Genomic DNA, 21,199 nt, shown 5'->3' on the forward strand with positions numbered 1-21,199 from the left:
GCTCGAGCTTAATTTTCCCTTAAAGGCCTTTTAACTGCGTGCCCTAGGTAAAATCAAAGGGCGCTCTTTATACAGTATCTACAGGCAGAGATCAAGGATCTGATCCTACTGAAATCAGCTCATGGGTAAATTTGATAGCGGCCAATTATAATGATCCGAAGCCCTTGAGGAAAGTAAAAACTGCATTTAAATTGAACTAATTTATAAAATTTATACAAATATGCTGATTTAACGAGCAAAATTCTTATTTTCCTCATTTCTAGCTATTTATTTTTGTTGTTTGATTTTCACTCTTAGCCATCCACTTTGTACTTATTTCTACAACACCTGCGTTAAAGTTGAGGAGCAAAGTCCAAACAACACTAAAACCCCTGAAATTTTATGCCCGCAACAACAAAGTCATATCATTGCCTATACAAGCCCTCGTTCAGCAAAAGAAATACAATGATTGCCTGCAACAATTAAGTGATCCAGCACATTGATATCAACTAGCCCCAGACCTTTTTGCAGCTTGTTGGTAATAAGTTTGTCGGCCTCGCTTGGTTCAGCCACTCCTGATGGGTGGTTATGGGCAAAAATAACCGATGCGGCATGGTGCTTAAGCGCAGCTTTAACAACCTCCCTTGGATACACCGATGCGCTATTTATTGTGCCATGAAATAACACTTCATCTTTTATTAAACGATTCTGATTATCTAGATAAAGCACCATAAAGACTTCATGCCCAAGTCCTCGCAGCTGAGCAGTTAAGTATTCGCGCACCGCGCTGGGATTGTGAAACACCGTATCTCGTTGACATTCTTCTCTCAAATAGCGACGACTCAACTCTAACACGGCTTGTAACTGGGTATATTTTGCAACACCTAACCCTTTTAACGCAGAAAACTCTTCCAACGATGCGTTAAATAGACATTGAAGTGTTTGCTGTTGTTCTAATAAGGACTCAGCCAACTCAATAGCGTTCAACCCTTGAATACCGGTGCGCAAGAAGATAGCCAACAGCTCAGCATCACTGAGCGCTTGTGCGCCATATTTAATCAGTTTTTCTCTCGGTCTAGCCGACTTTGGTAAAGCGGATATTTGCATGATATGTCCCTTATCTAGTAGATTTCCGAGCAATTTACTCAATTAACCTAAACTGCGGCTAATTAATTGCAACCTCCCTTGCAGCCTCTTTGAACTTGTTTGTATTCGATTACTTCTCCTCCAATTGAACAAGTATAAAGCTAATTTGTGTAAACTAAGCTTAGCTGCCGTGCTCGATTATTCAAAAGCAAATACAGACTGTGTTATCTTAACGTTATGAACCCCATCAATGTATAAAACTCACATGCAAAGAAATAAACGTCTCTTACTTGGGATCAGTGGCGGTATCGCTGCTTATAAATGCGCAGAACTTGTGCGACGCTTAAAAGAGCAGCACGTGGATGTCAAAGTAGTGATGACTGAATCAGCAAAACATTTTATTACTCCATTGACCATGCAAGCGGTATCTGGAGAAATAGTGTCTGACTCTTTGCTTGATCCACAAGCTGAAGCATCGATGGGTCACATTGAATTTGCCAAGTGGGCAGATCTTGTTTTAGTCGCACCAGCAACTGCTAACATGATAGCGAAAATGGCTGGCGGAATAGCGGATGACTTACTGACGACCTTGTTACTAGCCACCCCTGCACCAGTTGCTGTTGCACCTGCTATGAATCAACAAATGTATGCTCACCTCTCCACGCAAGCAAACCTAAGCACGCTCGCATCACGCAATGTACACGTGTGGGGGCCTGGGAAAGGCGAGCAAGCGTGTGGAGATGTTGGTGCTGGTCGTATGCTTGAACCACACGAATTAGTCCAGCTTTGCCTTAATGCACTTACTCCTTTACCACAAGTTTTAGCAGGAAAAACAGTAACGATAACTGCAGGTCCAACACGTGAAGCACTAGATCCTGTACGCTTCATCACCAATCATAGCTCTGGAAAAATGGGCTTTAGCCTTGCCGAGGCTGCACATGCACTGGGTGCCAAAGTCAACCTAATAGCAGGGCCAGTTTCACTACCCACTCCTGGCGGTTGTAAACGCATTAACGTTGAAAGTGCAGCGCAAATGCACCAATCTGCACTAGAGTATGCTCCACAATCTGACATTTTTATCGGCTGTGCCGCGGTGGCAGACTACCGCGCCGCATCCGTTGCAAGTCAGAAAATCAAAAAGCAAGGTGATGAAATCACGCTTACCCTCACCAAAAACCCAGACATTATTGCCAGCGTTGCAGCCTTATCCACATCGCGCCCTTATACCGTCGGCTTTGCTGCGGAAACACAAAATGTTGCACAATATGCACAAGGCAAATTAATCAATAAGGGGTTAGATATGATTTGTGCCAATGATGTATCGAATAGTAATGTTGGCTTCAATTCTGATAACAATGCGCTGACCCTTTATTGGAAAAAAGAACGAATAGAGCTTCCCCAATCTAGCAAAAAAGAGTTAGCACTCACTGTCATGCAAGCCATTGCTGAAAAGATAAAATAACCTTCATGTAAAAAACTGGAAAGAAACTGAATAAAACATTAACATGATACCTCGATAGCGTGTAAACGAGTCGGGGTTTACATGGCTGTGCATTACTCTCTGTGCTTAATAAACCCGACAAAAAACATAACAATTAGAAAAATAAGGGAAATTTCATGCCAGCGACAAAACGCAGTAATCGCAAAGAGCAAATACTTCAATCTCTCGCACAGATGCTGGAAACCAGTCCGGGGCAACGTATCACCACCGCTAAGCTGGCCACCGAGGTCGGTGTATCTGAAGCTGCACTATATCGCCACTTTCCGAGTAAAGCGCGAATGTTTGAAGGCTTAATTGAATTTATCGAAGATACTTTACTATCGCGTATCAATTTAATTTTAGAAAATGAAAAAGAAACGCGTAGCCGCATTTACAATATTCTGACGTTACTACTTACTTTCGCCGAAAAGAACCCAGGGATTACGCGGATCCTAACAGGTGACGCTTTGCAAGGTGAACAAGAGCGTTTGCGTGAGCGCGTGCAAAGCTTATTTGAAAAGTTAGAAACACAATTCAAACAAGTATTAAGAGAGCGCAAGCTTCGTGAAGGCAAGGCGTTTACAAGTGAGGAAAGTGTCCTTGCGAACTTCTTTTTGGCATTTGTTGAAGGCAAAATGAACCAATTTGTGCGCAGTGACTTTAAAGCAAAGCCAACAGCACAGTTTGATAAACAATGGGTTGAACTAGAGAAAATTTGGCTGTGATTTAGTCGCTTAATAGCCACCTCACACCGCAGAGCATTTTAGTTTCACAGATAAAAGTGATAAAAATACAATAAATAATTAACTAAAATGCTCATCTTATGACTTTAAAACTATCCTTGCTAAGCGCTGCACTCATCAGTGCTAGCAGTTTTGCAGCAAAGCCCAGTCTTGAATTTAAAGACGTTTTTGATTTTCGTTACCCTCATGGCACCGTCATGTCCGAGCAAGGAAATTACCTTGGCTTGAGCGCTAAGCCCTACCGTGGCGATAGCGAAGGGCAAGTGTACGCATTAAAAAATCATACCTTAATCGCTACGGTGCCACGCGGCACAAACCCTGTCATTAATAAAAATGCACAATGGGTTGGCTTTACTCAGGTTCCCACTTTACTCGCTAAAGAAACTGCCAGTAAAAAAGAAAAAAAAGCGCTAAAAAATAACTTAGTGTTAGTCAATACACACACTAAAGCGCAGCACACCTTTGCTGATGTGAAGGATTACCAACTATCAGATGATGGGTTATGGCTGGTATATCGGGAAGATAAAAAGAGTACTAAGCAAGCAGAGTCAGCAGCCAAAGACGAAAAAGCCTCAAGCGATCTGAAAATCACAGCAGATAAGAAAGACCAAGCACTTACCTTAGTTGTCACCAACCTCACAACCAACAAGAGTACTCGTTACGACAACATAGCAGCTTATGATTTAGCACCAGACAGCCGCGGTATCCTTGTCAGCCAACATAGCGAAGATGGCGGAAAAAACCGCGTCGCATTTGTTGATTTACAAAACCTTCAACTTACCAGCTTGATAGATGAGCCCGGTGTAACCTTAGGTGATATTGCTTGGCAGCCAAATGCCGAGCGAGTTGCATTTTATTTAGGTAACTATGTTAACGATGATAAGCGCCGCCGCGACTACCAGCTAAAACTATGGTCTCCTGTAGACAATAAGCTGACTGACATCACTAACCCCAGCGGCTGGTTTTCAGGTAAGACTGCAAAATTAGAATGGTCAGAAGATAGTACTCGTCTCTTTTTTGAAAACCGCCCGGTTTTGGAGGCAAAAGTACCAGCAGCTAAATACGAAGATGAGCGCTCACTTTATGATTACGACACAATCCGTGAGCAAAAAGGTTTGAAAGTTTGGCATAACGCTGATCTTGAGATAAAGCCCAGAGAAATAAAAACATGGAATGAAAGTCGCCGCGATCAACACTACCAAGCGGTGTTTCATATTAATGGCCAGCGCATAGTCCAACTTGAAAACCAACAGGTGCCAAGCATTACATTACGTAGCAATGCAAACTTTGTATTAGGTAGTAATGATGAGCCTTATCTAAAACAAATCATGTATAAAGGCTTTTATCAAGATTATTACGCTGTAAACGTCAATTCTGGACATGCCCAGCTCATCGTAAAAGAAAGTGCCAATCGTCCAAGCCTTTCACCAACGGGTAAACATGCTGCATATTTTGACGGCGAGCAACTGTGGTTAACAGCACTCTCCACTCAAAAGCGCACAGCCATTAGCCAAGCGGTAAAAGAGGCGATATTTGTTGATGACAAGCACGATTACCCCGGACCAAACTCTGGCTATGGTTTTGCTGGTTGGCAGCTTGATGGCTCCGTACTTTACGCTTACAGTAAATATGACATTTGGGCATTTGATACCAGCACATTTAATGCGACACGCTTAACTGATGGTTACAAAACAAAAACCCAATACCGCATTGAATATAAACCTAAAGATAGCCTTGGCTTTAAGGCTGATGACACCATGGTTTTGCGGGCACATAACCTCGAAAATAAGCAAACACATATCGCCACACTTGCACTAAAAGGCGGCCAGTTGCAGCATGTGTTAGCAGGTGAATCAAAACATCGTGTAGTCAAGAAATCCAAAGACGCAGACACTTACTTAGTAACTAGGCAGTCCTATCATGAATTTCCTGATTACTGGGTCACAAATGGCCAGTTCGCTCAGCCTACCAAGCTCACTAACTTGAATCCACAACAGCAAACTTTTGCTTGGGGTCAAAAGCCTGAGCTTGTGCAATACAAGGGCTATAACGGCGAAGCACTACAAGGTGTACTAATCAAACCTGCCAACTATAAAGCTGGTGATAAAGTGCCTGTGGTCATTTATTTCTATCGTTATATGAGTCAGCGTATGTATGACTTCCCAAAAATGGAGCTAAATCACAGGCCAAACTTCCCGATGTTCACTTCAAATGGCTATGCGATATTCTTACCGGATATTCGTTTTGAGGTGGGTCATCCAGGTCCGTCATCTACACAAACCATGATCAATGCAGCTCAAGCGCTGATAGATATGGGTGTTGCGGATCCTGAAAAAATTGGCTTGCAAGGTCACTCTTGGGCGGGCTACCAAAGTGCATTTATGATCACCCAAACGGATATGTTTAAAGCGGCTGTCTCTGGTGCACCGGTTTCAAACATGACCTCTGCATACAGTGGTATTCGCTTGAAGTCAGGCCTTGCGAGACAATTTCAGTATGAATCAGGGCAAAGCCGTATTGGTAAAACACTGACGGAAGCACCCGATTTATATATCGAAAACTCTCCGGTGTTTTTTGCAGATAAAGTAAATACGCCTATTCTCATCATGTTTGGCGATAAAGATGGCGCAGTACCTTGGCAAGAAGGTATTCAATACTATTTAGCATTAAGAAGACATGATAAAGACGCTATTTTCTTACAATACGAAGGTGAACCGCACCACCTAAAACAGTTCCCTAACCAAGTCGATTTTTCAATTCGTATGAAAGAATATTTTGACTACCACCTAAAGGGGATGCCACCAGCCAAGTGGATAACCTCAGGTGAGGCATTTATCACTGAAGAGTAATCGGCACTTCTGGTATTAACCATCAAGGACACCATTTCGGTGTCCTTTTTTTTGGCAACACCGACCTACCTCTTTATACAGTTTTTGTTTAAAAATGCTTTATTTCAACTTGCCTTCATCTGATTTCATATACAAAAGCCCATATCATCATTACATTTGACGGTTTTATAAACGAATCATTGAACTTTACATAGATGCAATGTAAGTTCTATGTTGCAGGTACATTTTCCTACTCTGCTAAAAAATAAATAAAGAAATAAAGAAATAAGGAAATAAGGAAATAAGATGAAACTTTCTAACTTATCAGCAACAATCAGGCTGTCTTTGCTTGCTTGTTCAACGCTGACTGCTGGTATATCAGGTACTGCGCACGCTGAAGAAGCAGACGTCGACGCTACTGATAGTGTAGAACGCATAGAGGTTACTGGTACTCGTATCAAGCGAGCAGCTATGACTGGTGCAAGCCCTGTCACAAGTGTTACAGCCGAAGACATTAAAGTTGCAGGTATTACGAGGGTAGAAGATCTACTCAACGATATGCCCGCAATCTTTGCTGACCAAACTTCAGGGCAAGCAAATGGAGCTACAGGTACCGCCACAGTGAATCTACGTAACTTAGGCACAGAACGTACATTGGTACTAGTTAATGGACGTCGTTTGCCTTCTGGCTCTCCTGTCGCAGGAGGTATCGGTGCTGATCTTAACCAGATCCCAGCAGCATTGGTAGAACGTGTTGATGTTCTTACTGGTGGTTCGTCAGCAACATACGGTTCTGATGCTGTTGCTGGTGTTGTAAACTTTATCATGAGAGATGACTTTGAAGGCTTCCAAGTTGAATATCAAGGTAGTGTTTATCAACATGATAACGACCACAAAGACATGCAACGAGCGCTGAATGAAAGAGGCTTCCCAGTACCTGATGGTAGTCAATGGGACGGTGATACTCATGATATCTCTTTAACTTTTGGTGCTAACTCTGCAGATGGTCGTGCAAACATCACAGGTTATGCAACTTGGCGTGATATCGAAGAAGTAACGCAAGACAATCGTGATTACAGTGCTTGTGCTATGAACATAAACGCCACAGGTACTCGAATTTGCGGGGGGTCAGGAACAATTCCAGAAGGCCGTATTACCGATTTTGACACTTACGACTACAAAGTATCTGGCACTGACTTCGTTCCTACTGATGGCACGGTTTATAACTTTGGCCCTCTTAACTACTTCCAACGTCCAGACAAACGTAAAACATTTGGCTTGCTAGGTCATTATGACTTTAATGACAGCCATACCTTTTATGCTGAATTTAACTACATGGATAACCGCACTGTAGCACAAATTGCTCCTTCAGGTTCATTCCTGAATGAAGTTGATATTAGCTGTGATAACCCGCTACTTTCAGCTTCACAAAGAAACACACTTTGTGGGCCTGATGGTGTCGCAACAAATGGTATTGTTGAGGGTGCCTTTATCGGTAAACGAAATGTTGAAGGTGGACCTCGTCAAGACGATATTCGCCATACCTCAACTCGTTTTGTACTAGGTATTCGCGGTGAAATCGATGACAATTGGATTTATGATGCATATATGAATTTCGGTAACGTGTCATATAGTCAAACTTACCAAAACGACATGTCGACTACCCGAATCATTCGTTCATTGCAAGCTACAACTGATGACGATGGTAATGTGGTATGTAAGTCAGTTGTAGATGGTAGCGATCCAACTTGTATTCCATGGAACATATTTGATCCATCGAAAATCACGCAAGAGCAAATAGATTACCTAACGATACCTTTATTTGCTCGCGGTGACACCAGAACAAAACAAATTAGCGGCTATGTTACCGGTGATCTTACAGATTATGGTGTTGTAGTACCAGGTACTTCTACTGGTGTGGGCGTAGTATTTGGTCTTGAGCACAGAAAAGAATCGCTAGATTTTAATCCAGATCAAGGCTTCGAATCAGGTGATGGTGCGGGTCAAGGTGGTCCTGTTCTTGGCGTAAGTGGTGAGTTTGACGTCAATGAATTCTTTACGGAGCTCAACGTGCCATTAGTTGAAGACTCTGAATTCGCTGATTATATTACACTAGAGTTAGCTTATCGCTACTCTGATTATTCAACGGACAAAACGACTAATACCTATAAAGGTGCGTTTGATATTCGTGTTAATGATCAACTTGGTTTGAGAACAAGCTTTCAGCGTGCTGTACGTGCAGGCAACGTGCGTGACCTATTCAGATCTGCTGGCTTAGGTTTGTTTAACTGGGAAGATCCATGTGGTGGTGACAACCCAACTTTAACGGTTGAGCAATGTGCAAGAACAGGTCTTGACCCATCTAAATATGGTTCAAACGCACTTATCAGCCCTGCAGGTCAATACAACAGTATCACTGGTGGTAACCCAGATCTAGAACCAGAAAAGTCAGACACTGTTTCATTCGGTATTCTACTATCCCCTGACGCTATTGAAGGCTTAGACATTGCTATTGACTACTTCGACATTACTGTTGAAAATGCAATTCAAGAAATCCCTGAAGCAACAATCTTCAACCAGTGTGCGATTAATGGTAACGATCAGTTCTGTGCACTTATCAACCGTGGTCCGACTGGCTCTTTATGGTTAAGCCAGGACTCGATCACAGCGATTGATACCAACATTGGTAGTGTAGAAACAAGCGGTATTGATTTCGATGCTTCTTATCGTTATAGCCTACCTGATGACATGGGTCTTTTACGCTTTAAGCTAATCGGTACATGGCTAGATAAATTTGCAACACAAAACTTACCGGGTGGTGATATTGACGACTGTGCTGGTCGCTGGGATAGAGCGGTATGTGAGTACCCTGTTCCTGACTTTAAAACAAACTTCTCAACAACTTGGGTCACTCCTTGGGACGCAAACATAACAGCAACCTATCGTTATGTAAGTGAAGTGAAGGAGTTTGCACGAAATGACGAGGGTCAAGTAATCGATGGACCAGTACCATTGACTGCACGTGACTACCTTGATATTGCAGTGACTTGGAATGCATCTGACAACCTGCAATTCCGAGGTGGTGTGAATAATGTCTTTGATAATACTGCTCCACTAGTACCAAATGGTCCTTCAGGTCCAGCAAATGGTAACATTTACCCTGGTTTCTATGATTCTTTGGGCCGCTATATCTTCGCAGGTTTCACATTTAGACTATAGTCTAGAATTCGAAAGATTTAGCATAACTCCCCCCACAAGTTAATAACTTGTGGGGGCTTTTGACTTTAAGATCACTCTCATCACTTTTTAATTATACTCCCTTGTGAACAAATATTTGTTAAATCTCCACCTTTCATCTTGCCCTTTTCTGCTAGCTACGCTTCTGCCTGCTACTATCGCCAAAGTTTTGGGTTGTTCTAAGATAATTTTTATCGTAGCTAGCATCGGGTTTAATCCTTCATATTAACTAACCGGAACCCGAAATAAAAGTTAGTTAGTCAACTAAAATATCCATGTTCAAAAGTGTAATGTCGATCTATCCAAATGTTATTTCTAAATAAAAGGAAAACTTGTATGTCAATAGCTGCTCTGTTGCAAACGAATTTAACGCTGTAGTAAGGAGTAACAGCTGTTAAAACACAAGATACTGAACACACAGCAATACCCAGTATCATTAACGTTCAGGTATGGTAAGCACAATTAAATAAAGGAAGTAAGTTGGAGTAAAGTGATGACGACTCCTGGAGCAATATCTCTTGCATAAATTTGCCTACCCAAACTAAGTAAAGCAAACGCGTAATTAAAATTGGAGAGACAGGGAAATAGTTCCCCTATCAGAGAAGCTTTCTGTACAGTGAGCAACGGCTCACTCAACTAGAACAATTGCTCACCTAAAAAACAAAAATTATTGTTTGCCAACAGTATTTTGCTGTCGGTTAAGCATGTCTTTTGCAGCACGTTGTTCAGATTCAAGCTGATCTTTTGTACGGCATCTTCGCTTTGTAAATTTACTACCAGTGATGATATCTTGCTTACAGTATAGATCTTCTTGATTCTTAGCTATCTTGCCCTCATTATTATTTTTTGCCGACTCGGTTGTCGAGCTACAACCCGACAGAAGTCCCAATAGAACCACACAAATTCCTGCGATTTTCATAGCAAATCCTTTATTATTAATTATATAAAGTACCTAAGTACACTTCAGAACGAAGTGTTCAAACTTTAGTCTAATCAACATTACAAAGAAAAGCAATTGCACCGATTTTAACAACATAATTGACTAATTTGACTTTAAGAACTCCAGTAATTTCTTTTCTGGCATCGGTTTCGCAAGCAAGAACCCTTGTACTTCATCACATCCAAGCTTTTGTAGCACCGCCATTTGATCCTCAGTTTCAACTCCCTCTGCAATCGTCTTCAGCCCTAACATTTGGCTCAGTGAGATCACAAGATCAGCAATCGCACCGCTGTCATCATGCGGTATATCCTTCACAAAAGCGCGGTCTATTTTTAATCTGGCAAGCGGCAGTCTTTGTAAATAACTTAAAGAAGAAAAGCCTGTACCAAAGTCATCAATGGCGACTTCAACACCAAACTCCTGCAACTCTTGTAGTGTATTAATCACCGCGTTAACTTCGTCCATAACGACACTTTCTGTGACTTCTAGCTCAATATGCTTGGGATCGACATTGAAAGCACGGATGGTATCTTTAACTTGCTGTGCATAATGAGGAACTTTAAATTGGGGTACTGATACGTTCACCGCAACACTTAAATTACCATACCCTTGCTGCTGTAAAGTCGCTTGAAGTTGACAAGCTTGCTCTAGCACCCACTGACCTATCTCGACGATTAAGCCTGCATTCTCTGCCAAAGGCACAAAAATCCCTGGTGAAATGTAGTTACCATTACCAGAAGGCCACCGTAGTAACGCTTCACAGCCAATCACTTTTCGATCTGCAATAGAAAATTGTGGTTGATACCACACTTCTAGCTTATTCATCTCAAAGTCTTGGCGAAGCTGCCTGATCAAGCCGAGCTTCCACGCCATTTTTTCTTCAAGGTCAGGCGTATACCAATCAAGTGGAATACTAGATTGTTTAGCTTGGTTCAAGGCAATATATGCCAGCTTTAGGGTTTCTATACCTTGCGCCTGAAAGTCTTCTTGGCGGCATACGCCGATATGAAAGTGCATTGTCAATACATGTTCACCAACTTGATATGGTACGCATAAGTTGTCTATAAATGATGCTTCGTCAAATTGTGCCTCTGCTAATAACAAACCAAAGACATCAGCACCTATCCTTGATATCAGCTGGGCTTCAGGAAATTCCATAGCAATACGCTCTGCAACCCCTTGCAGTAACAAGTTACCAACCTCCTGTCCCAAACCATTATTAATGTCTGAAAATTGGGCAATATCGATGAGGATAAATACAAGCGACTGCTGTTGGTTAAAGTAGCCCTCAATCTTCTCAATGAAATTAGTGCGGTTTGGAAGTTTAGTGAGATTGTCCTTGTACGCTACCTCACGTAATTCGTGAAATAATTTAATATTGTCCAAGCCGACACCAACATTAGTTAAAAATATTTCCGCAAACTTCAGTTGTGCCGCGGATGGCTCAGCCTCCAGCTCTAAGAATATCGCAGCTTTTTTGTTTTTACTCTCCAGTAAAAATGTAACATCGTGCTCGGTAGATTGATGTGTTTCTGTATCAATACAGTTTTGCACCTGCATGATAACGCGGCCATTATCGAGCTGCTCAATACCATGACCAAAAAATGCTCGATATTCCTCACTACCACCAAACACCCGCAGGTGCACCTCATCCTCAGGGGAACCTATCACCACCCCTTCACCAGGCGCCCTTAGTATATTAGCCAATTGTGCGACCACTGCGGCGGCAAAGGAACTCATATCGGTGTGACCAAGTATGGCTCGAGAAGCAGTTAATATGTGCTCAAGCGCATGGCTTTGGGCTTCAAGTTCACAGATCTGTTGATAAGATCGAATTGCGGTAAGTAGGGAGGTAACAAGCTTGCTACGTGTAAGCTCCGTCTTCATTTTATAGTCATTAATATCAAACTCTCTAATGACTTTTTCTTCAGGCGCATAACCTGGCTGACCAGTACGCATGATAATTCGCACTGCCATATTTTTAATTTCTTCACGAACCCTACGCACCACATTAAGACCAGCGTCATCAGTTTCCATAACAACATCGAGCAGCATAATGCTAATGTCATTTTGCTGTTTTAGTATTTCGATTGCCTCAGCGCCTGAATAGGCATGTAAAAACCTGAGTCTTTTACCCCAAAATTCTAGGTTTGACAGAGCAAGTTTAGTAACAGAATGAATTTCTGGGTCATCATCAACAACTAATACATCCCAAAAAGCACTTGTTATTTCTTCTTCTTGAGTAACTTCATCGTGCTCTGCAAACAAATAATCATCTTGCTCAGGTGCCATGCTTTACCCTTTAAATCCGTACTACTCTTTCATTATAGGCACTGATCCAACGCAGTGTTTATCATCAAATAAAATATGGTACATTTTTACTATTACAGTTCAGTTTGATTAAAAAACGTGAAATATTATAGTCGAGCATAGAACAAAATAGATGATTTAGCATACTTTTTACTAAAGAGGATTTTGTATCAAACGACTATCGACTCCCATGAGAACGCTGATGCTTCTAGCACTGCTGATTATCATTTCAGGATTAGCGATGCCGCACGACTATAAAGTAGTGAAGCAAAGCAGAGCTGAAGTAACGAACACTGCGCTAACTCCCCTTGTGTTAACTCACTGGCCAACACTATTTAATTGGCAATCAACACAGAGTGTTTATTTTCGAATACTCCCAAAGAAGCAACACGTAGGTAGTTCAGCGGTTTTAGTCCATCCATGGGGCGAAGCTGAGTTAACCGTGACCAAAAGTACGGCTCAACATCTTGGGTTATCTTTATATATTGATGATGAACACTTTGCCAACATAACCCTTAACTTATTGACTGCACAAGCCGATACACAATTAATGGTCTCCATCGAAGGCAGAGTGAATACTCCATTTTTAGGAAGCTTTATTGCCCTATTTATGCAGCAATATTTGCAGCAAATCACAGACTCTGCCGTTAACCATATGAACACACATTATAAATTAAGAGCATGATATGGCAGTCAAAAATGCACAGGTAAAGTCAGCACTGGCACTTTCTATTGAAGAGCAGCTTGGCTACCCAATGGTCAAAAGGATCACTCCTCTCGTGACACAGAATGACCATTACCAGTCTGATAAGAACAAAGATAATCAATATACCGTCAGCACCCCGCACAGCACGCTGAAGCGCGCGCTAAAGCGTCAGCAATTGATAAAAATCCAACAGCAGCAAAATTTAGAAACTATTATGGGCATGTCACTCACAATCTGCCCTGAGGTAACTTCAAGAGGTCGACCAGATCCAGATTGGCTAGCGCACTTTAATACGATGGCTGAAGACATTGCCAATCACTCAATGCAAAAGTTATGGGCAAAGATTTTAGTCGGCGAAAGTATCAACCCTGGTACATTTTCAATTAAAAGTTTGCAAACATTGAAAATGATGACACAACGCGAAGCAACGGCACTGCAAAAGTGTGCACCGCTTTGCGGTTACTTGGAAAAAGAAGATAGCTATTTGATACTTCACGGTTACTATAAAAAGCCATCTATTTTTGATTTGTTGAGAAAAGGCAGTACTGAATCTGTAAACCTTAGCCAAGCGGGGTTAAGCTTTCCGAACGTACTGACACTCATGGATATCAATATCCTGTATCGACAAGAGATAGAGTCTGCTTCTTTGCAAAAAGGGCAATCTATGCAGCTGGTTTATCAGCGTAAAAAGCTCACACTGACAGCCAAGTCTAATGACCTCGTATTAAGTTACTACAAACTAACGCAGACAGGAGATGAGCTGAAAAAGCTACTACAAAATCCAATCAACAAAAACTATAAGCAACTACTAGAAAAAGCACTAGAGAATGAGTTTTTACTAGAGTGGGAAAGTAGATAACTAACCAGAGGTTTGGATAAAGAATGTTCCAACTCATTGTTGCTAAAACACAACTTAGTTTTCCCCTTGTCTAGCCAGAGCTTTAGGGAAAAATCCGCTCCCGTGTCCTGCTCTCGCTAAAGTACCTACATTCTGTAGGCAAGGCGAGTTCACTCCCAATAGTTGGCAATTGGGAGTGAATTCAACGCAGTTAGCGCTAAAACTGGCAGCTAGAAAGGCATTAATGCTCTAAAGCTCAGGTTATTTATCATTTTATAGCTGTTTTTAAGTTAGAAATGTAACTGGATCCCAGCAAAAGGTCCCGATACATCTAAATCAGTATAAATATCATCAATATCATCTAACTCAAGTACCATTGAGCGATAACCTACTTTAACGGCAACATCAACAGCCATATTATCGATGAACTCGTAAGCAAGACCTACTTGATAATCTTGAATTTTACTATCGTCAATCGCCAACATACTGCCCTCAGCAAAAATGCTCAGCCCAGTTAATGGTAATCCAACTTCACCACGTAAGTAACCTAAAGGTACAAAGCCCGAAAACTCAACTTCTTCCGTTCTAGTTTGGCCATTCGCAGTACCTGTAACCATAATTGAGCCGTCAAATTGTTTGAAGTTCAAACCAAAGTCAAACGTCAACAAGTCGCTGTCTAGTACTTCGTAGTACAGCGTATAATCAATATGGTTTAGATCAGCACTCGTCGTTGCATTGGTACCCACCGTGTACACTTGGCCGCCAAAGTCAAAAGACTCGGTCAGCGTCGTTTGACCAGCTAATTCGAGTTCGGTGTAGCGCAACTTGATATTTGGCACTAAAGGTACTGGGTGCTCCAATGCCGCATAAAAGCTAGTAAACGTCTCGTCGTCAAAATTAAAGGTTTGCATATTGCCTTTTTCAGCAAAGCTTCCTTCGGTTTCGGTATCCCACCCTTCTGCACCGACATAAAGTCCAAGTACCGTATCTGCATGCGCAGCCGGCGCTAGGCAAGCGAGAGATAATGCCGCTGCTAAAAAGTGTTTTTTCATGATGTTATCCTTGCGCTAAAAGTTCACTAAGTTCGATAAGAGCCGCATTGGCTCGCGAAATATAATTTGCCATAACCAACGAATGGTTCGCCACTAAGCCAAACCCACTACCGTTTAAAACCATAGGGCTCCACACTGTTTCCTGTGTTGCTTCTAATTCTCTAATGATCTGTTGGAGGCTCACCAACGCATTTTTCTTTTCGAGTACCGGCCTAAAATCATGTTCAACTGCTTTTAGGTAATGCAGCAACGCCCAGGTAGCGCCTCTTGCTTCGTAAAATACATCGTCAATTTTCCACCAAGAGGTTTTCACCACATTATGACTAGGAGCCGATGTTGCCTGATCAGCAGCCGAGTCGCCAGCTAAATCTGTGTTCAGCCTATCTTGACCAACACTGGCGCTGAGTCTTTGGCTTAAACTACCCATACGTTTTTCAGCTTCTTTTAGCCAAGCTCTCAGGTTGTCAGCGCGCGCATAAAATTGACTATCACGATTACTGTTATCAGAAATTTGCGTCAAATACTGGCGCAACAAATCATTGCCTTTTTGGTATTCACCTTCAGCACTTGGCCACATCCACGCCGTTGAGCTGATATTAAACTGTGGTTGAGCTAATTTTAAACTTGGGTGTTCTGTCGATTGAGATTGTGAACGACTGAAGTCTTTGCGCATCGAAAGCGTAAGATCTCGTGTCATTTCAAGCGCGCCATACTCCCAAGCAGGCATATTATCCATTATTACACTTGGTGGCATCATATCATTAGATAAATAGCCTCCAGGCTTATTCAGCAAGGTATCCGTCACTTTTATCAAGGTATGTGTTGTCACATATCCAGTAACTAATGTATTACCATTTTTCTGCGCATCTGCCTTTGCAGCTGCGACAACGTCAAACTGATCCGGCTCGACACTCCAGTAAACAGCAATAACATACCCAAGCAGTATGACAGCGATAATACCAGAGATGATTTTTCCCGTATGATTTCCCATTTAATACCCCACAGAGTTAATGATGAGTGTGATGTGGTGTGTCTGACTTTGCTTTACCACCAAACATATCTGCAAGTGCCACGATATCTGCCATCGTGTAGACTCGATCACCATCAGCAAAATATAGCGTAAGCTTGTGCTTATCACCGACTTTTAGTGTCTTAAGTGGCTCAAAAACCATTAAGTGATACCCGCCAGGTTGAAATACCACTGACTTTCCTGCTGGGATCGTCAACTCATCAACACGCTGCATAGTCATCATGTCTTCTTTGTGAATATGTTCATGAATTTCAACGCGTTTCACCCCCTCAAGCGATGCCTTCACTAGTATTTTGTCGTGTTGGGTTGGGTTGTCGATAACAAGATAACCCGCTGTTGAGGGCGCTGCCGGTAAAAACGCACGTACCGTCGCGCTGTGTACCATAAGCTGCTCAGAACTATGATGATAGTGAGCTTGCTCATCGTTTTGATGAGAAAAAGCGTTAAAGCCGATAAAAGTTGATAAAGCAAAAAATAAGGTTTTGATTACACTTGATTTCATATTGGCTTTCCTTGGAATTATACTGCAAATAACTATATCACAGATCCCAATTTAGCGTGTTTTTATCTCCTACATCAATATAAGTCAAAGGCTCAAGCTTGCGCCTGAGCAGACTTATCAACCACTAGCCACACTATCGCAATAATACAGATGAGTGGAAATAGGACAATCAGCGAATTAAATAGCAGTGTCATTACTAGCCCAATGAACACGATAAGGAGTAGACCTAAAATACCCGCACTAAGGAGTGCCACTATTACCACCAAGGCCACGATTGCCAAAAGCAACGCCAATATCTCAAAACCGACCCAACCTAGGTCAACACCCATTTCCAATTGCAAGTCGCTGATGTCCAGCCACATTAGTGGTAGCGACACCCACGAAAGCGCCAATAAACATACCAACGCAAAAAATATACCGGCAACAACTTTCATAGTGCCTACCTCGCCACCTTGTCTTAGTTATCGTATTTGGCTTTTGGCATCGCAAACCACGCCACACCGTAAGCCAACATTACAAACATTGGGAACTTAAAAAACAGTAGTACTGTAAGTAAACGCGTTAGCCAAATTGGCATATCAAAGCGTTGTGCTAATTGCGCACAAACGCCGCCGATTTTCTTTGAACTATTCATTTGAGACAGTGTTGATTGATATCTATTTTTCATCTTAATCCCCTTTTGCTTTAGTTGTTCAGCCGTCATTTAAAGCGAGCTTAGCTCGCTATTTTTTGCTTCAATTGTGCCAGCTCATCGTCAATTTGCTGTTGCTTTTGCTCATCTTCAAAGCGTTGCCACACATCAGGCTGCCCCAAATCGTAAGACTCAACTTCAGCCTCTATCCGCGCCACTTTACGCTCCAACTCATCAAATTTGCGTGTCGCTGAGCGCATTTCATCACTACTTAGTGTTTGCTTAATATTTAGCCTTGCTTGCCCTGCCTCCAGACGGCGTAGCATTCCTTTCTCTTTTGCTTTCAACTGTTGAATTTTGCTTTGCAACTTATCAGCATCTGCACTGAGTTTTTCTAGTGCAGGGGCTAGGTCATCAACCTTTTGCTGTGCTTCTTGCGCTTTTTCTATTTCTCGCTGCTTTTGCTCAAGGGCAGAGCGAGCGAGATCTTCACGACCTTTTTCAAGTGCATGTTCAGCTTTGCTTTGCCACGTTGCAGAAGCGTTATTTGCTTGCTCGATTTGGCGCTGTGCAATTTTTTGCTGACAAATAAACTCCGCAGCGGTTGCACGACAGTCAGCTAGCGCTTCTTCTAAGTCACGAATCAACTGAGATGTCAGTTTTTGTGGATCTTCAGCTTTGTCTAGTAACGCGTTAAATTCTGCTTTGATAAGATCTTCAATTCTGTTGATGATGGTCATTGTTCGGCTCCTTTTATAATATAGTTAAACTATTCCAAGAGCCGTGCCAAAAATAAAAACAAAATTAAATCATGAGGTTATATATTTTTTAGAAGGTAGCCAGATTAATTGAAAAGCATTAAATAGTGAAAAAGACGATAAAATCGTCTTTTTCACACTGAAGGTGGGAGCAATATATTTTACACTTCAGGCACAAAAGACAATGCCTTTTCCATCACCTCAATACCAGCCTCTTTTTTGTGGCCATTTTCTGATAAGTGACGGCGAAAGCCTCGCGCACCAGGTTGGTTTTGAAAAATACCCAACATATGACGCGCGATATGCCAAAAGTTTGCGCCATTCGACATCTCACTTTCAAAGTAGTCATACATGCTTCTTACCACCTGATGGCGAGTTTGCGTAAACGCAGCTTCGCCATACAGTAGCTCATCAACTTGCGACAACATAAACGGGTTACTGTAGGCTTCGCGGCCAACCATTACACCGTCAAGATGAGCCAAATGGTGCTGACACTCCTCAAGGATTTTAACACCACCATTAATACTTATGTGCAGATCAGGGTAGTCTTTCTTTAATTGATAAACACGGGGGTAATCAAGCGGTGGGATCTCGCGATTTTCTTTCGGGCTTAACCCTTGCAACCACGCTTTTCGAGCATGGATAATAAAATCATCACAGCCAACGGCCTTTGAAGCTTCAATCAACGCCGTGAGAAACTCATAAGAGTCTTGTTCATCAATACCGATGCGTGTCTTTACTGTAACCGGAATACTCACTTGCGCCTTCATTGCGGCCACACAGTCGGCAACGAGCTGAGGTTCAGCCATTAAACACGCCCCAAAGCGACCATTTTGCACACGATCTGACGGGCAACCTACATTCAGGTTTACTTCACTGTAGCCATATTCTTCTGCGCGTTTAGCGCATTCTGCTAATGCTTTAGGATCAGAGCCACCCAACTGTAGCGCTACCGGCAATTCATGCGCACCAAATGCCAAATAATCCCCTTTACCAAAAATAATCGCACCTGTGGTGATCATCTCAGTATAAAGTACCGCATGTTTTGTCAGTTTACGGTGAAAGGTTCTGCAATGTCGATCCGTCCAATCCAGCATGGGTGCAACGCTAAAGCGGCGAAAGGCGTCAACGCAGTGGTTCGGTGTTTGTGGTGCTAAGGGTGGAGTTGGTTGTTGGCTCATGGTATGGCTTTCTCAATCAGATTTGCTATCAACGAGCAGTACTAATTATCTATAGCAGTACATAGCTCAAAGAGATGATTGCGTATTATACCGCAGCTTCTGATAGTTCTTAAGTATAATTGCCAATAACAAATACAAAAAAGCCGCATGCTCTTGAACTTGCGGCTCTTAACCTGCCAGGCTTGTGGCCTTTTGATGACTTATAGATAACGCTCTACTTCCGCCATTTTATTTTTTGCAAACTGGCTATTTGGGCTGATGGTAAGTAGTTGCTGGTAGTGCGCAAATGCTTGCGCATATTGCTTATTTAACTCATACGCTTGTGCGATACTGCTGTGGTAATAAGGCTGCTCGTTATTTTGCGTCAGCACAAATTTAAAGATTTCAATGCCATTATTAACTTGGCCATTTTCAACAAGATTGTTGCCCCACTCCACCAAAATCTCTAAATCATACATTACGCCAGTATCTTGTTGCGCTGTTGCAAACGTCGCGGCAAAGTTGCTAAAGCCTCGCTCATCTGTGAGCTGCGATAAGTATGCCATCGGCTGATAGGCCTTTTGCTTACTTGGCTCATTAAATTCTGGAATATAATACGCGGCAATATCATCGACAAAACTAATGGGTAACCCACCCAGTAGATTAGTAAGCACGATTACTGACACCTTGTCTTCAGGATAGGTGATCACTGTCACCGCGTCGCCACCGCTAGCACTGATAGCTGGGTGATATTTACGCTGCGTTACCTGCCAGCCCATTGCATAGCCGTTTTCTTTGTTGTTAAAGGCTTCAGTACGACCATTATTCAGCTTAACTGGTGTCCATAGCATATCCAGCTCTTTAACTAGCTTACCTTGTTGTAACGATACAAGATAATTAGCCAATTCTGTTGCTGTTGAGCTCATTCCTGCTGCGGTTCTTAGTATGTAAGGGAATTCACCGTAAAAGTTTTTATAATTCCCCTCGCCCAAATGAATATATTGACGAGCTTGATGAGGCACCATGCGTTCAAGATAATCAAATCCAGCTTGCGCCGTTTGCGGCATATTAGCGCGTGCTAACTGCATCTTGGTAATAAAAGCAGGAAACCCTTCTGGTACATATTTATCAATGATTTTACCCAAAATCACATAGCCAGTTTGGTTATAACTAAAACGCGAATTAGGTGTAAATTGAAAAGGCTGCTTTTGTATAGCTTGCCATGAGGCCTCTGCATCGTTTGGTACAATGGTTTCTAAGCCAGCACTTAATTCGAGGATAGGCGGTAACCCAGTTGTATGACCCATTAACTGATTAATTTTGAGTGGCTGCCAAGCCTCTGGTAACTCCGGTAAGTGCTTACCAATTTCATCATCAATATTTAAATAGCCTTGCTCAGCGAGCTGCACAATTGCAACACCGGTAAACGCCTTTGTCATCGAGTTAATCGGAAATAATGTCTGCTCCGTCACTGGTACTTGATGCTGTAAATCTGCAAAACCATAACTTCCTTGCTTAACAACTTTTTCGTCCTTAATAACGGCCAACTGTAAGCCCGGGATGTGTCTTTCTTTCATGAGGGTTTTGATCAGCTTATCGACCGACTCAGCTTTGACCAAAGATGAAAATAATGCTGACCATAACAGCGTGCCAAGCCATAGTACAGTTGATAATAATACTTTGTTGTTCTTATACATGTTCGTTCCATTGCTCATTTCGTTTGAGAGATAGTGCTATCTTTCCAAGTACTATACCAACATTAAAATTCATTTATAATCAAAAGGTTAAATTAAATCTAGAGCTATTTGTTGTAAAAGAATTAATAAAAAGTGGTGAGATGGACAAACAAGTGGTGTATTTAACAAGAAGTAGTAAAGTGGAAGTCTCAAGCGTAAACATCTCATGTTGGGATGTTTACG

General features: G+C 42.1%; 17 protein-coding genes. 6 read left to right on the top strand and 11 right to left on the bottom strand.

The window, feature by feature from the left end:
- Nucleotides 1–411 precede the first annotated feature (411 nt).
- Nucleotides 412–1,086: a RadC family protein gene (radC, locus tag J8Z24_RS15140; RefSeq protein ID WP_125251127.1), complete on the bottom strand. Its 675-nt coding sequence runs from the start codon at nucleotides 1,084–1,086 to the stop codon at nucleotides 412–414.
- Nucleotides 1,087–1,330: 244 nt separating this feature from the next.
- On the opposite strand from radC, the gene coaBC reads away from it, so the two are divergent.
- The 4 genes from coaBC to J8Z24_RS15160 all read left to right on the top strand — a co-directional run bounded on the left by coaBC (nucleotide 1,331) and on the right by J8Z24_RS15160 (nucleotide 9,335).
- On the top strand, nucleotides 1,331–2,527 hold the full coding sequence (gene coaBC / locus J8Z24_RS15145; protein WP_176033167.1) for a bifunctional phosphopantothenoylcysteine decarboxylase/phosphopantothenate--cysteine ligase CoaBC: 1,197 nt from the start codon (nucleotides 1,331–1,333) through the stop codon (nucleotides 2,525–2,527).
- Between the two features lie 155 nt (nucleotides 2,528–2,682).
- The gene (gene slmA / locus J8Z24_RS15150) at nucleotides 2,683–3,270 is read left to right on the top strand and encodes a nucleoid occlusion factor SlmA (protein ID WP_125251128.1); all 588 of its coding nucleotides are present in this window, start codon (nucleotides 2,683–2,685) and stop codon (nucleotides 3,268–3,270) included.
- 98 nt (nucleotides 3,271–3,368) lie between these two features.
- Nucleotides 3,369–6,137, top strand: coding sequence for a S9 family peptidase (locus tag J8Z24_RS15155; protein WP_252094936.1), 2,769 nt, complete (start codon nucleotides 3,369–3,371; stop codon nucleotides 6,135–6,137).
- A 285-nt stretch (nucleotides 6,138–6,422) separates the two neighbouring features.
- Nucleotides 6,423–9,335: a TonB-dependent receptor plug domain-containing protein gene (locus J8Z24_RS15160; RefSeq protein ID WP_128731577.1), complete on the top strand. Its 2,913-nt coding sequence runs from the start codon at nucleotides 6,423–6,425 to the stop codon at nucleotides 9,333–9,335.
- A gap of 685 nt (nucleotides 9,336–10,020) precedes the next feature.
- Here J8Z24_RS15160 and J8Z24_RS15165 read toward each other — a convergent pair.
- The gene (locus J8Z24_RS15165) at nucleotides 10,021–10,272 is read right to left on the bottom strand and encodes a hypothetical protein (protein WP_176033153.1); all 252 of its coding nucleotides are present in this window, start codon (nucleotides 10,270–10,272) and stop codon (nucleotides 10,021–10,023) included.
- A gap of 123 nt (nucleotides 10,273–10,395) precedes the next feature.
- Nucleotides 10,396–12,585, bottom strand: a complete 2,190-nt coding sequence (locus J8Z24_RS15170; RefSeq protein ID WP_128731579.1) for a bifunctional diguanylate cyclase/phosphodiesterase — start codon at nucleotides 12,583–12,585, stop codon at nucleotides 10,396–10,398.
- A 220-nt stretch (nucleotides 12,586–12,805) separates the two neighbouring features.
- On the opposite strand from J8Z24_RS15170, the gene J8Z24_RS15175 reads away from it, so the two are divergent.
- On the top strand, nucleotides 12,806–13,288 hold the full coding sequence (locus J8Z24_RS15175) for a hypothetical protein (protein WP_125251133.1): 483 nt from the start codon (nucleotides 12,806–12,808) through the stop codon (nucleotides 13,286–13,288).
- A 1-nt stretch (nucleotide 13,289) separates the two neighbouring features.
- The gene (locus J8Z24_RS15180) at nucleotides 13,290–14,168 is read left to right on the top strand and encodes a TIGR03899 family protein (RefSeq protein ID WP_125251134.1); all 879 of its coding nucleotides are present in this window, start codon (nucleotides 13,290–13,292) and stop codon (nucleotides 14,166–14,168) included.
- Nucleotides 14,169–14,437: 269 nt separating this feature from the next.
- On the opposite strand, the gene J8Z24_RS15185 is transcribed toward J8Z24_RS15180, so the two are convergent.
- The 8 genes from J8Z24_RS15185 to J8Z24_RS15220 form a co-directional block, all read right to left on the bottom strand.
- Nucleotides 14,438–15,199 carry a TIGR04219 family outer membrane beta-barrel protein gene (locus J8Z24_RS15185; RefSeq protein ID WP_128731580.1) on the bottom strand — a complete coding sequence of 254 codons (762 nt, stop codon included), beginning with the start codon at nucleotides 15,197–15,199 and terminating at the stop codon, nucleotides 14,438–14,440.
- Between the two features lie 4 nt (nucleotides 15,200–15,203).
- Entirely contained in the window at nucleotides 15,204–16,190 is a 987-nt protein-coding gene (locus J8Z24_RS15190) for a DUF2333 family protein (RefSeq protein WP_125251136.1), read from the bottom strand.
- Nucleotides 16,191–16,206: 16 nt separating this feature from the next.
- On the bottom strand, nucleotides 16,207–16,731 hold the full coding sequence (locus J8Z24_RS15195) for a copper chaperone PCu(A)C (RefSeq protein ID WP_252094937.1): 525 nt from the start codon (nucleotides 16,729–16,731) through the stop codon (nucleotides 16,207–16,209).
- Nucleotides 16,732–16,823: 92 nt separating this feature from the next.
- A complete protein-coding gene (locus tag J8Z24_RS15200) occupies nucleotides 16,824–17,165 on the bottom strand; it encodes a hypothetical protein (protein WP_125251138.1) in 342 nt (113 codons plus the stop codon).
- 23 nt (nucleotides 17,166–17,188) lie between these two features.
- On the bottom strand, nucleotides 17,189–17,398 hold the full coding sequence (locus J8Z24_RS15205; RefSeq protein ID WP_125251139.1) for a PspC domain-containing protein: 210 nt from the start codon (nucleotides 17,396–17,398) through the stop codon (nucleotides 17,189–17,191).
- Between the two features lie 47 nt (nucleotides 17,399–17,445).
- A complete protein-coding gene (locus J8Z24_RS15210; RefSeq protein ID WP_252094938.1) occupies nucleotides 17,446–18,102 on the bottom strand; it encodes a PspA/IM30 family protein in 657 nt (218 codons plus the stop codon).
- A gap of 179 nt (nucleotides 18,103–18,281) precedes the next feature.
- Nucleotides 18,282–19,301: a tRNA dihydrouridine(20/20a) synthase DusA gene (gene dusA, locus J8Z24_RS15215; protein ID WP_252094939.1), complete on the bottom strand. Its 1,020-nt coding sequence runs from the start codon at nucleotides 19,299–19,301 to the stop codon at nucleotides 18,282–18,284.
- A gap of 200 nt (nucleotides 19,302–19,501) precedes the next feature.
- Nucleotides 19,502–20,977: a serine hydrolase domain-containing protein gene (locus tag J8Z24_RS15220; protein WP_252094940.1), complete on the bottom strand. Its 1,476-nt coding sequence runs from the start codon at nucleotides 20,975–20,977 to the stop codon at nucleotides 19,502–19,504.
- Between the last annotated feature and the right edge of the window lie 222 nt (nucleotides 20,978–21,199).

The sequence above is a fragment of the Pseudoalteromonas sp. SCSIO 43201 genome (assembly GCF_023716725.1).
Taxonomy (GTDB): domain Bacteria; phylum Pseudomonadota; class Gammaproteobacteria; order Enterobacterales; family Alteromonadaceae; genus Pseudoalteromonas; species Pseudoalteromonas peptidolytica.